The sequence below is a fragment of the Streptomyces sp. NPDC029836 genome (genome assembly GCF_055574495.1).
Genome location: NZ_JBVHZI010000004.1, coordinates 595,524 through 609,594, shown reverse-complemented (window position 1 = coordinate 609,594; position 14,071 = coordinate 595,524). Strand labels below are relative to the sequence as shown.

The window sequence follows — 14,071 nt, the reverse complement described above, 5'->3', positions numbered from 1 at the left end:
GCCTACGCCCACCAAGACCTCCCCTTCGAACGCCTCGTGGAAGCCCTCAACCCCACCCGCACCCTCTCCCACCACCCCCTCTTCCAGACGATGCTGACGTTGCACAACACCGAAGGTGCGCGGGCGCGTTCGGAGGTGCCGCGGTTCGCCGGGCTCCATGCGCGGGTGGAAGGGGCGGAGGGGGCTTCCGCGCGCTTCGACCTGTCGTTCGCGTTGGCCGAGCGGTTCGGTGCGGACGGTGGCTGCGAGGGCATGTCGGGCAGCGTCACGTACAGCACGGACCTGTTCGACCGGGAGACCGTGCAGGGGATCGCGGACCGGCTGGTGCGGGTGATCAGTGCCGGGGTGGCCCACCCCCAGCGGACGATCGGGCAGTTGGAGATTCTCAGCCCGAGCGAGCGGCAGGCGCTCCGCGGGTGGGGCGGGACGGCCGGCCCGGCGCCCGAGGCGTCGGTGTCCCGGCTGGTCGAGCGGCAGGCCGCGCTGACCCCGCGGGCGCCGGCGCTGGTGTGCGCCGGTGTCACCCTCTCGTACGCGGAGCTGAACGCGCGCGCCAACCGGCTGGCCCGGCACCTCGTCGCGCGGGGCGCGGCCCCGGGCCGGTTCGTGGCGGTGGCGCTGCCGCGCTCTGCGGACCTGGTCGTGACGTTGCTCGCGGTGCTGAAGTCGGGCGCCGCGTACCTGCCGCTCGACCCGGGATATCCGGCGGACCGCATCGCGTACATGCTCGACGACGCGGCGCCGGCGATCACCGTCACCGAGCCGGTGTCGGCTGAGGAGGTGGCGGCGTACGAGGGCACCGATCTGGCGGACGCCGAGCTGCGGACGCGGGTGCTCGGCGCCCATCCCGCGTACGCCATCTACACGTCCGGGTCCACGGGCCGCCCCAAGGGTGTCGTGGTGCCCCGGGCGGCACTGGACGCCTTCCTCGACGCGGTGGGGCGGCGCTTCGCGCCGGGCGTCGGGGACCGGCTGTTGGCGGTCACGACGGTCGGCTTCGACATCGCCGGTCTGGAGCTCTTCCTGCCGCTGCTGCACGGTGCCGCGGTGGTCCTCGCGGACGAGGAGACGGCCAAGGATCCGGCGGCGCTGCTGCGGACGGTCGCCGACTCGGGGATCACGCTGCTCCAGGCGACGCCCAGTCTGTGGCAGGGGTTGGTGGCCGCGGACCGCGGCGAGCTGGCCGGGGTGCACGTGCTGGTGGGCGGTGAGGCGCTGCCGGCCGAGCTGGCGCGGACGTTGGGCGGGCGGGCGCGTTCGGTGACCAACCTGTACGGGCCCACGGAGGCGACGATCTGGGCGACGGCCGCCGAGGTGTCGCGGCCGGGTCCCGCCGGGCCGGTCATCGGACGGCCGTTGGCCAACACGTCGGCGTACGTGCTGGACGCGGCGCTGCGGCTGGTGCCCGTCGGGGTGCCCGGCGAGCTGTACCTGGCGGGGGCGCAGCTGGCGCAGGGCTACCACCTGCGTCCGGGGCTGACGTCCGAGCGGTTCGCCGCGGACCCGTACGGGCCGCCCGGCGCGCGGATGTACCGCACCGGGGACCTGGTGCGGCGGGAGCGGGACGGTGCGTTGCGCTATCTGAGCCGGGTCGACCAGCAGGTGAAGCTGCGCGGGTTCCGGATCGAGTTGGGTGAGGTCGAGTCGGAGCTGGTGCGGCACCCGGGTGTCGCGGAGGCCGCGGTCCTGGTCCGTGAGGACCGGCCGGGTGACCAGCGGCTGGTCGGGTACGTCGTCGCGGACGGCCCGGAGCCCACCCCCGCGGCGTTGCGGGATCATCTGCGGCGCGGGTTGCCCGAGTTCATGGTGCCGACGGCCCTGGTGTTCCTGGGCGGGCTGCCGTTGACGCCGAACGGGAAGCTGGACCGGGCGGCGCTGCCCGCGCCGGACCGGGGGGCCGAGCCGGCGGGGCGGGGGCCGCGCGATCCGCGCGAGGAGATCCTGTGCTCGCTGTTCTGCGAGGTCCTGGGTCGGACGCGGGTCGGCATCGACGACGGCTTCTTCGACCTGGGCGGGCATTCGCTGCTCGCGAGCCGGTTGGTCAGCCGGATCAGGACGGCGTTGGGCGTCGAGCTGTCCGTGCGGCAGTTCTTCGAGACGCCTACGGTGGCCGGGCTGTCGGGTGCGCTCGACACGGCGTCCGGGGCGCGGGCTCCGTTGGTGGCGATGCCGCGGCCGGAGCGCGTGCCGCTGTCGCCGTCGCAGCAACGGCTGTGGTTCCTGCGGCAGTTCGAGGGGCCGTCGGCGACGTACAACCTGACGACCGCGTTGCGGTTGACCGGCGCGTTGGACCGGGAGGCGCTGGAGCGGGCCGTCGATGACGTGGTCGCGCGGCACGAGAGCCTCCGGACCGTCTTCGCGGACGACGAGCGGGGTTCGCATCAGATCGTGCTGCCCGCCGATCTGGTCCGCCGCCCCCTGGACGTCACGGACGTGACGGCGGAGGACCTGGACGAGCGGCTGGCGGAGGCGACCGGGCACGTCTTCGACCTGACCGGTGGGATCCCGTTCCTGGCGCGCCTGTTCCGGCTGTCGGACACGGAGCACGTGCTGCTGTTGCTGATCCACCACATCGCCGGTGACGGCTGGTCGATGGCTCCGCTGGCCCGCGACCTGACGGCGGCGTACGCGGCGCGCGGCGCGGGCGGCGCGCCCGGGTGGGCGCCGCTGCCCGTCCAGTACGCCGACTACGCGCTGTGGCAGCACGAGCTGCTCGGTGACGAGGCGGACCCGGACAGCACGGCGGGCGTCCAGCTGGCCTACTGGAAGGAGGCGCTGGCCGGTCTGCCGGAGCAGTTGGAGTTGCCCACGGACCGGCCGCGTCCCGCGACGGCCGGCTACTGCGGTGACCGGATCCCGTTCACGGTTCCGGCGGCGTTGCACGCCCGGCTGGCGGAGCTGGCCCGGGCGGCGCACGCGAGCCCCTTCATGGTGGCGCAGGCGGCGTTCGCGACGTTGCTGACCCGCCTGGGCGCCGGTGAGGACGTCCCGATCGGCACGGCGGTGGCCGGTCGTACGGACGAGGCGACGGAGGACCTCATCGGGTTCTTCGTCAACACGTTGGTCCTGCGGACCGACACGAGCGGGAACCCCACCTTCCGGGAGCTGTTGAACCGGGTCCGTAGCGCCGATCTGGCCGCCTACGCGCATCAGGACGTGCCGTTCGAGCGGTTGGTGGAGGCGATCAATCCGACGCGCAGCCTGTCCCACCACCCGCTCTACCAGGTGATGATCACCTTCAACAACACGGCGGACCCGGTCCGCGAGGGGGCGCGCGGTCGCGGTTCCGTGGCGGGTGGTGACGTCCTGCGCGACGCGACGCGGCTGGCCGCCCGGACGGGCGTCGCGAAGTTCGACCTGTCGCTCACCCTCGGGGAGAGCCACGACGCGTCCGGCGCGCCGGCGGGGATGCGGGGTTCGTTGGAGTACCGGACGGAGCTGTTCGACCGGGAGACCGTCGAATCGATCATTTCGCGGCTGCTGGCCGTGCTCGGTTCGGTGACGGCGGATCCGGACCTGCCGATCGGCGGGATCGGTCTGCTGGATCCGGCCGAGCGCCGGCAGGTGTTGGAGGAGTGGAACGACACCGCCAGGCCCCAGCGGGAGGCGACCCTTCCCGAGTTGTTCGAGGAGCAGGTGGCGCGGACGCCGCTGCGTCCGGCGCTGTCCGCGGACGGGACGACCCTGTCGTACGAGGAGCTGAACGCCCGCGCCAACCGGCTGGCCCGGCTGCTCGTCGCGTCGGGGGCCGGACCGGAGCGGATCGTGGCGCTGTGCCTGCCGCCGTCGGTGGACCTGGGGGTGGCGGTCCTCGCGGTGTTGAAGAGCGGCGCGGCGTACCTGCCCGTCGATCCGTCCGCGCCGCCGGAGCGGGTCGCCGTGATGGTGGACGACGCCCGTCCGGTGTGCGTGCTGACCGCGGGCCGGCTCCCCGAGGGGTTGTTCCCGGACGGGTTGCGCCGGCTGGAGCTGGACGGTCCGCAGGTGCGCGCCGAGGTCGCCGGGCAGGCCGCCCACGACCTGGGTGACGCGGACCGTACGGGTCGGCTGTCGCCGTGGCACGCGGCGTACGTCATCTACACGTCCGGGTCGACGGGCCGCCCCAAGGGGGTGGTCGTGGAACACCAGCCGGCGGTCAACTACCTGGCGGTGTCTACCGAGTTGTATCCGGGGGTGAGCGGGCACGCGCTGTTGCATTCGCCGCTGTCGTTCGACCTGACGGTGACCGGTCTGTTCGCGCCGCTGCTCAGCGGTGGCTGCGTGCACCTCGCGGACCTGGAGGAGCTGCACGAGCGGCACCTGGCGGGCGAGGTCCCCGAGGGCCTGCCGCAGATCACCTTCCTGAAGGCGACGCCGAGCCACCTGCCGTTGATCACCGAACTGCCCGGGGTGTACGCGCCGCGGGGAGACCTGGTGCTGGGCGGCGAGTCGCTGACGGGCCGGGCGGTGCGGACGGCGTTGGAGGCGCACCCGGGGATGACCGTGCTCAACGAGTACGGGCCGACCGAGACCATCGTCGGCTGCACGACCTGGCGGGTGGGTTCCCCCGCGGACCTTCAGGACGGGGTCCTCACCATCGGCCGGCCGTTCCCCAACACCCGGATGCTGGTCCTGGACCAGTTCCTGCAGCCCGTGCCGGCGGGCGTGCCCGGGGAGCTGTACGTCTCCGGGGTGCAGCTGGCGCGCGGCTACCTGGCGCGGCCGGGGCTCAGTGCCTCCCGGTTCGTCGCGAACCCCTTCGAGGGGCCCGGGGAGCGGATGTACCGCACGGGTGACATCGTCCGCTGGAACCGGCGCGGTGACCTGGAGTTCATCAGCCGGGTCGACGACCAGGTGAAGATCCGCGGGTTCCGGGTGGAGCTGGGCGAGGTGGAGTCCACCCTGGCCCGGCACCCCGGGGTGTCGGAGGCGGTGGCGGTGGTCCGCGAGGACCGGCCGGGCGACCGGCGTCTGGTGGCCTACCTGGTGGCCGCGGAGGGCGCCGGTGGGCTCGTGGACGCGGAGGAGCTGCGGGCCTTCGTACGGGACGCGCTGCCGGACTACATGGTGCCGTCGGCGTTCGTCGCGCTGGACGTGCTGCCGCTGACGGGCAACGGGAAGCTGGACCGCAAGGCGCTGCCCGCGCCCGACTACGGGCAGCGCTCCACCGGCCGGGCGGCGGACGGTCCGGTCGAGGAGCTGCTGTGCCGGCTGTTCGCCGAGGCCCTCGGGTTGGAGTCCGTCGGCGTCGACGACGGCTTCTTCGACCTGGGCGGCGACAGCATCCTGTCCATCCAGCTCGTCAGCCGGGCCCGCGGGCAGGGTCTGACGATCTCCGTCCGGGACGTGTTCGAGCACCAGAGCGTCGCCCTGCTCGCCGAGTCCCTGGCCCGGGCGGACGGGGAGCGGCCGCAGGGCTCGGACGCCGAGGTGTTCGGGCCGACCGGTCCGGTCCCGCCGACGCCGATCATGGGCTGGCTGCGGGAACTCGGCGGTCCGGTCGCCCCGTTCAACCAGTCGGTGGTGGTGGCGGTGCCCGCCGGGCTGAACGAGGACCGGCTGCGGGGCGCCCTGCGGACGCTGCTCGACCACCACGACGCCCTGCGCCTGCGGGTGGCCCCGGACTGGACGATGGCCATCCCGGAGCCGGGGGTTCCGACCGTGGAGGCCCTGCTCACCCGGCACCGCGCCCCCGGCCTCGACGGGGCCGGGTTGCGGACGACGGTCACCGAGTTGGCCGCCGCCGCCCGCGACCGGCTCGACCCCGAACAGGGCCGGATGCTGGAGGCCTGCTGGCTCGATCGCGGGCCGGAGACCGACGGGCTGCTCGTGCTGGTCGCGCACCACCTGGTGGTCGACGCCGTGAGCTGGCGGTTCCTCGTACCCGATCTGGCCGCCGCCCACGACGGCCGGCCGCTCGCCGAGGGCGGCACCGGCTGGCGGCAGTGGGCCGAGACGCTGCGCGACCTCGCGGCCCGGCCCGCCACAGAGGCGGAGACCGACCACTGGCTCCGTACCCTCGACCACACCGCCGCCCTCACCCTCGACCCGGTCCGGGACACGCACGCCGGGGCGGGGCAGGTCACCCTGGACCTGGACGCGGAGACCACCGAGGCCCTGCTGACCTGGGTGCCGGGCGTCTACCACGCGGAGATCAACGACCTGCTGCTGACCGCGTTCGCGCTGGCCGTCGCCGACTGGCGGCGCACCCGGGGCGAGGACCCGGGGGCGCCGGTCGTCGTCGACCTCGAAAGCCACGGCCGGCACGAGCACTTGGCGGCCGGCGCCGACCTCACCCGTACTGCGGGCTGGTTCACCTCGATGCACCCGGTGCGGCTGGACCCCCGGGTCGGCGGGGACTGGGCGCGGGTGTGGGACGGCGGCCCGGCGGCGGGCCGCGCCCTGAAGCAGGTCAAGGAGCAGCTGCGCGAGGTGCCGGGCGACGGGGTGGGCTACGGCCTGCTCCGGTACGTCAACCCCCGGACCCGGGAGCCGCTGGCGGACCTGCCCGCCCCCGAGTACGGGTTCAACTACCTGGGGCGGTTCACCGGCGGCCGCGAGGTCCGGGAGGGCGGGCCGGCGCCCGCGTGGGGCGTGGTGGGCCGGGGGGTGGCCGGGCAGCACCCGGACACCGCGCTCGGCCACCCGGTGGAGCTGGTCGCCGGCGCCCACGACACCGAGCACGGGCCGCGGCTGCACAGCGTGTGGACGTACGCGGCGGGCCTGCTCACCGAGGACGCGGTCCGCGGGCTCGGCGAAGGCTGGTTCAGGGCGCTGAAGGCGCTGGTGGAGCACGCGGGTCGGCCGGAGGCCAGTGGCCTGACGCCCTCGGACGTGTCCCTCACCTCGCTCAGCGCGGACGACATCTCACGGCTCGAAAGCGAATGGGGTTCCCTCTGATGGCCAAGTCAGGTCTGGAAGACATTCTTCCGCTCTCTCCGCTCCAGGAGGGAATGCTGTTCCACAACCTCTTTGACGCCGATGAGCTGGACGCCTACAACGTCCAGGTGTTCATCGAGCTCGAAGGCCGCGTCGACGCGCAGCGGCTGCGCGGCGCCACCACGGCGATGCTGAGGCGGCACTCGAACCTGCGCGCCGCGTTCCGGCACGAGGGGCTCAAGCGGCCGGTGCAGCTGATCCCCCGCGAGGTGGTCGTGCCGTGGCGGGAGGAGGACCTGAGCGCGCTGCCGGCCGACCGGCGGGAGGCGGCGGCGGAGGCCCTCGCCGACGAGGACCGCTGGACCCGGTTCGACCTGGGCAAGCCGCCGCTGATCCGGTTCACGCTGATCGGGTTGGGTGGCGGCCGCCACCGACTGGTGATGACGAACCACCACATCCTGCTCGACGGCTGGTCGATGCCGGTGCTGCTGCGCGAACTGCTCACCCTGTACACGGTGCACGGTGACGTCACGGCGCTGCCGCGGGTTCGCCCCTACCGCGAGTACCTCACCTGGCTGGACGCCCGCGACCGGGACGCGGCCGAGGCCGCCTGGACGGAGGCCTTCGAAGGGTTCGACACCCCGAGCATCGTGGCGCCGGAGCGGGGGGCGCTCACGGCCGCCCCGCAGCGGATCCACTTCGTGGAGGACGAGGCGTTCACCGCCGCGCTGACCCGGTTCGCCCGCTCCACCGGGGTCACCGTGAACACCGCGATCCAAAGCGCGTGGGGCCTGGCCCTGGCCCATCTGACGGGCCGGGACGACGTGGTGTTCGGCGTGACGGTCAGCGGCAGGCCGCCGGAGCTGCCCGGCATCGACACGATGGTCGGCCTGTTCATGAACACGCTGCCGTTGCGCGTGCGACTGCGCCCGGCGGAACCCCTCGCGGACCTGCTGCGCCGGGTGCAGCGCGAGCAGGCCCGACTGATCGACCACCAGTGGGTGGGCCTCGCCGACATCCAGCGCTGGGCGGGCTCCGGCGAGCTGTTCGACACCGCGATGGTCTTCGAGAACTACCCGCTGAACTCCAGTCGCGGCCGGCCGCCGGGCACGGACACCGCCACCGACCTGCCCACCGTCCTGAAGATCCACTCCAAGGACCAGACGCACTACCCGCTGGGCCTGCTGGCGCTGCCCCGGGACAACATGCTCCGGTTCTCCCTCGGATACCTGCCGCACCTGTTCACCGCCGAACGGGTCGACGAGGTGATCGCCGTGTTCCGGCGCGCCCTGCGGGCCATGGTCGAGCAGCCGCGGGTCCCGGTGGGCGCCGTCCCCCTGCTGGACCCCGCCGTGCGGGCCACCGTGCTGGAGCGGTGGAGCGGCTCCGACTACGAGCGGGCCCCGGAACTGTTCACCGACCTGTTCGAGGAGCAGGTGGCGCGCACCCCGCACGACCCGGCCCTGATCGCGCCCGACGACACCCTCTCGTACGCCGACCTCAACGCGCGCGCCAACCGGCTGGCGCGCCGCCTGGTCCAGCTCGGCGTCGGCCCGGAACGCCTCGTCGCGATCGCCGCGCCGCGCTGCACGGACCTCGTCGTCGGCATGCTCGCCGTCCTCAAGGCCGGTGGCGCCTACGTGCCCGTCGACCCGGCGTACCCGGCCGACCGGATCCGGCACATGATCGAGGACTCCGATCCGGTGCTCGTGCTCACCACCGCCGAGGTCGACGCCCGGCTGGGCCTCGACAGCGGCGCCCCGCTGACGTTCGTCATGGACGACCCGATGCTGCCCGGCACGCTGCGGGAGCACTCCGCCGCCGACCTGCGCGACCCGGAACGCGCCGCGCCGCTCGGCCCGCACCACCCGGCGTACGTCATCTACACCTCGGGCTCCACCGGCCGCCCCAAGGGCGTCCTCGTCGAGCACCGGGCCCTGTCGGCGTTCGTCAGGCACTGCCGGGAAACCCAGGCGCCCGACGTGTCGGGCCTGTCGGTGATGCAGGCCTCGGCCTCCTTCGACCAGAGCGTCGGCTCGCTGCACGCCCCGCTGATCAGCGGCGGCTGCGTCCGGCTGTCGGACCTGGAGAGCCTGGCCGAGACCGCCGTCGCCGAACCGGACTTCCAGCAGGCCACGTTCATGAAGGGCACCCCCTCGCACCTGGCGCTCCTCGCGACCATGCCGGAGTCCGTGTCCCCGTCCGGGCTCCTCACCCTCGGCGGCGAACAGCTCCTCGGCGAACACCTCTCGCCGTGGCGCGCGTCGAAGCCCGAGGTGACCCTGGTGAACGTCTACGGCCCGACCGAGGCCACCGGCCACTGCCTGGAGCACTGGATCCGGCCCGGTACCGAGGTACCGGCCGGCCCGGTACCGATCGGCACCCCGCACCACGGGGTCCGGCTGTACGTCCTGGACGCCGGGCTGCGCCCGGTGGGCCCGGGCGCCGACGGCGAGGTGTACCTGGCGGGCGCGCAGCTCGCCCGCGGGTACCTGGGCCGCGGCGGGCTGACGTCCGAGCGGTTCACCGCCAACCCCTTCGGGGGGCCGGGCAGCCGCATGTACCGCACGGGGGACGTGGCCCGCTGGAACGACGACGGGCAGCTCGTCTTCGTCGGCCGCGCGGACGACCAGGTCAAACTGCGCGGGTTCCGCATCGAGCTGGGCGAGATCGAGTCCGCCGTCGCCGCCCAGCCCGGCGTGCTCCAGGCCACCGTCCTGCTCCGCGAGGACCGTCCCGGCGACCAGCGGCTGGTCGCGTACGTGGTGCCCGACCGCGCGCTGTGGAACGAGGACGCCGCCCGCGCCGGGCTCGCCGAGCGGCTGCCCGACTACATGCTCCCCTCCGCGCTCGTCGCCCTCGACGCGTTCCCGCTGTCCCCGAACGGCAAGCTCGACCGCAGGGCCCTGCCCGAACCCAGCTACGCGGCGCGGGCCGCGGGCCGCGCACCACGCGGACCGCGCGAGGAGATCCTCGTATCCCTGTACGCGGAGATCCTGTCCCTGCCGCACCTGACGATCGACGACAGCTTCTTCGACCTCGGCGGGCACTCACTCCTCGCCACCCGTCTGGTCAGCCGCATCCGCACCACCCTCGGCGCCGAACTCTCCATCCGGCAGCTCTTCGAGACCCCCACCATCGCCGGTCTCGCCACCGCCCTCGACCGGGCGACCGACGCCCGGACGCCGCTCACGCCCCAGCCGCGGCCGGAGCGCATCCCGCTGTCGTACGCGCAGCAGCGCCTGTGGTTCCTGCACCAACTCGAAGGCCCCAGCCCGACCTACAACATCCCGACCACGCTCCGACTGACCGGCCCGCTCGACGCCGACGCCCTCGAAGCGGCCGTCAACGACCTCGTCGGCCGGCACGAGATCCTGCGCACCGTGTACGCCGAGGACGAGCTCGGCGCGCGTCAGGTGGTGCTCGACCTGCGACGGGCCCGACTCGACCTCGTACGGGCCGACACGACGGAGGCGGACCACGAACGGGACTGCGCGGCGGCGGCCCGGCACGCGTTCGACCTGACGTCCGAGATCCCGATCCGGGCCTCGCTCTTCCGCATCTCCGACGAGGAACACGTACTCCTGCTCCTCATCCACCACATCGCCGGCGACGCCTGGTCCCGCACCCCCCTCGCCCACGACCTCACCACCGCCTACACCACCCGCACCACCAACAACTCAGCCCCCCACTGGACCCCGCTCCCCGTCCAATACGCCGACTACGCCCTCTGGCAACGCCAACTCCTCGGCAACGACAACGACCCCACCACCACCGCCGGCCAACAACTCACCCACTGGAAAAACACCCTCCACGACCTCCCCGAACAACTCGACCTCCCCACCGACCGACCCCGACCCCCCACCGCAAGCCACGCGGGCGACCGCATCACCTTCACCATCCCCACCACCACCCACCAACAACTCACCGAACTCGCCCGCACCACCCACACCACCCCCTACATGGTCCTCCAAACCGCCCTCACCACCCTCCTCACCCGACTCGGCGCCGGCACCGACATCCCCATCGGCACCCCCATCGCCGGCCGCACCGACGACGCCACCGACCACCTCATCGGCTTCTTCGTCAACACCCTCGTCCTCCGCACCAACACCAGCGGCAACCCCACCTTCCGCGAACTCCTCACCCGCATACGCGAAACCGACCTCACCGCCTACGCCCACCAAGACCTCCCCTTCGAACGCCTCGTGGAAGCCCTCAACCCCACCCGCACCCTCTCCCACCACCCCCTCTTCCAGGTGGTCCTCTCCCTGCAGAACACCGGTCCGCGCGGACCCGAGGCGCAGGGCGCTCCGACCCTGCCGGGCGGGCTGACGATCTCCCGGGCCGGCGGGACGGCCACCGCGGCCAAGGTCGACCTGGGCTTCTCGGTGTCGGAGCGCCGCGACGCGGACAACGCCCCGGCCGGTATCGGCGGCGTCCTCGACTACAGCACCGACCTCTTCGACCGCTCGACGGCGCAGGCACTGGCCGACCGGTTCGTCCGGGTGCTGGTCGAGGCGGTGGCGAACCCCGCCCAGCCGCTCAGCCGCATCGACGTCCTCGGCCCCGAGGAGCGCGGACGGGTCCTGCGACAGGCGGCGGGACCGGCGAAGAACCTCGCCCCGACCGACTTCGCCGCGCTCTTCGAGGAGCACGTCCGCCGGCGCCCCGACGCCGAGGCGCTCGTCCTGCGCGCGGAGTCGCTGACCTACGCGGAGCTCAACGCGCGCGCCAACCGGCTGGCCCGGCTGCTGATCTCGTACGGGGCCGGTCCCGAACGCCTCGTCGCCCTGGCGCTGCCGCGCTCCACCGAACTGGCCGTGGCCGTGCTGGCCACCGCCAAGGCCGGCGCCGCCTTCCTGCCCCTCGACCCGGGGCACCCCGCGGAGCGGATCACCGGCACCCTCCAGGACGCGGCCCCCGTCGTCCTCGTGACGGCCGGTGCCACGGGCGCCGCGCTGCCCGCCACCGACGTGCCCCGCCTGGTACTGGACGACCCCGCGACGGCCGACCTGCTCGCCGCCCGGGCCGCCGCCGACCCGGTCGACGCCGACCGGACGGCCCCGCTCAGCCCCCTCCACCCGGCCTACGTCATCTACACCTCGGGCACGACCGGCCGCCCCAAGGGGGTCACCGTCACCCACGCGGGCCTTCCGGGCCTGGTGGACATCTTCACCTCGTACGCCGGGGTCGTCCCCGGCAGCCGGGTCCTGCACCACCTGTCCCCCGCCTTCGACGGCGCCGTCTGGGAACTGTCCATGGGGCTGCTGACCGGATCGACGCTGGTCATCGCACCCCCGGAGACCGTTCCCGGGCGCGAGCTGGCGGAGCTGGCGGTCCGCGAATCCGTCACCCACGCCGCGATCCCGCCGGCCATCCTCCAGCTGATCCCCGAAGGGGCCCTGCCCGCCGGGATGACCCTGGTCGTGGCCGCCGAGAGCTGCCCGCCCGAGCTGGTCCGGCGCTGGTCCGCGGGCCGGCTGATGCTCAACTCGTACGGCCCGTCCGAAGCCACCGTCTGCGCCACGATGAGCGGCCCGCTGACCGCCGCGCTCACCCCGCCGATCGGCGGCCCGGTGGCCGACACCTCGGTCCACGCCCTGGACGAAGCCCTCCAGCCCGTGGCGCCCGGCGTCCCCGCCGAGCTGTACGTGAGCGGCCCCGGCCTCGCCCGCGGCTACCTCGGCCGGTCCGCCCTGACCGGCGAACGGTTCGTCGCGAACCCGTACGGGCCGCCCGGCAGCCGCATGTACCGCACCGGGGACCTGGTCCGCTGGAACCGGGACGGCCAGCTGGAGTACCTGGGTCGCACCGACACCCAGGTCAAGCTGCGCGGCATGCGCATCGAGCCCGCCGAGATCGAAGTGGCCATGACCCGCCTGCCCGGCATCGCCCAGGCCGCGGTGCTGGTCCGCGAGGACACCCCCGGCGAGCGCCGGCTCGTCGGCTACGCGGTCCCCGAGCGGGGCTTCGCCGCCGACCCGGCCGAGTTGCGCCGGCGGCTGCGGGAGCTGCTGCCCGAGTACATGGTGCCCGCGGCGGTCACCGTCCTGGCCGCGCTGCCGCTCACCTCGAACGGCAAACTCGACCGGCGCGCCCTGCCCGTGCCCGCCCACCACGCGTCGAGCGGCCGGGCCCCGCGCACCCCGCGCGAGGAGGCCCTGTGCCGGCTGTTCGCCGAAGTGCTGGAACGGGAACTGGTCGGCCCCGACGACGGCTTCTTCGACCTGGGCGGGCACTCCCTGCTGGCGGTCCGGCTCGTGGAACGGGTCCGGGCCGAGCTGGACGTGGTGATGACCGTGCGGGACCTGTTCGCCGCGCCGTCCGTCGCCGACCTCGCGGCGCGGATCGCCGCCGGCGGGGCCCGGGAGCCGATGGAGCGCCTGCTGCCGCTGCGGGCCTCGGGCTCCGAACGTCCCGTGTTCTGCGTCCACCCGGGTTCCGGGATGAGCTGGTGCTACTCGGGTCTCGTCCGCCACCTGCCCGCCGAGATCCCGCTGTACGGGATCCAGGCCGCCGGGCTCGACGGTGACGGCGTCCTGCCCGCCACCTTGGAGGAGATGGCCGCCGAATACGCCGACCTGATCCGACAGGTCCAGCCCGAGGGCCCGTACCGGCTGCTCGGCTGGTCGCTCGGCGGGAACGTCGCCTTCGCCATGGCCGACGAACTGCGCCGGCGCGGCCAGGAAGTGCAGCTGCTGACCCTGTTGGACTCCTACCCGCGGCGCCCGGCCGCCGGCGCGGAACCCTCGCTGGCCGAGGTGTTCGCCCACAACCTGCGCGACTCCGGCTTCGACGTGACCCCGGAGGAACTGGCGGGCGGCGCCTTCCCGGCGGCCCGCTACCGGGAGTTCCTGCTCGCCGCCGGCGACCCGATGGGCCGGCTCGAAGCGGACGAACTGCGTTCGGTGCTGGACGTGTTCATGAACAACGCGGGGCTGATGCGCGGCCACGTCCCCGGCCACTTCGACGGCGACGTGCTGGTGGTGTCCGCGGAGCGGGTGTCCGCGGACAAGGCGGCCCGCCGCGACGCCCGGTCGTGGCACCCCCACGCCACGGGCCGGATCGACCGCGTCGGCGTCGACTCGGACCACCTCGGGCTCGTCCAGTCCGACGACGCGCTCGCCCGGATCGCCCGTGCCCTGACCGAACGGCTCCTGCCGACCGAAGGAGACACCGCCATGTCCCGTCCGAACGAAACGGCCTGATG

At 73.8% G+C, this 14,071-nt stretch carries 2 protein-coding genes; both read left to right on the top strand.

What is annotated here, in order from left to right; genetic code table 11:
* Positions 1 to 6,879 (top strand): amino acid adenylation domain-containing protein (locus ACZ4XJ_RS16465; RefSeq protein WP_468496556.1); only part of this gene is annotated, 6,879 nt, incomplete at its 5' end.
* On the top strand, positions 6,879 to 14,069 hold the full coding sequence (locus tag ACZ4XJ_RS16460) for an amino acid adenylation domain-containing protein (protein ID WP_468496555.1): 7,191 nt from the start codon (positions 6,879 to 6,881) through the stop codon (positions 14,067 to 14,069). The genes ACZ4XJ_RS16465 and ACZ4XJ_RS16460, both read left to right, overlap by 1 nt.
* The last annotated feature ends 2 nt before the right edge of the window (positions 14,070 to 14,071 follow it).

What these genes read in the sequence shown, in the direction of transcription:
- ACZ4XJ_RS16460 (WP_468496555.1), top strand. Translation starts at nt 6,879, where the DNA reads ATGGCCAAGTCAGGTCTGGAAGACATTCTTCCGCTCTCTCCGCTCCAG.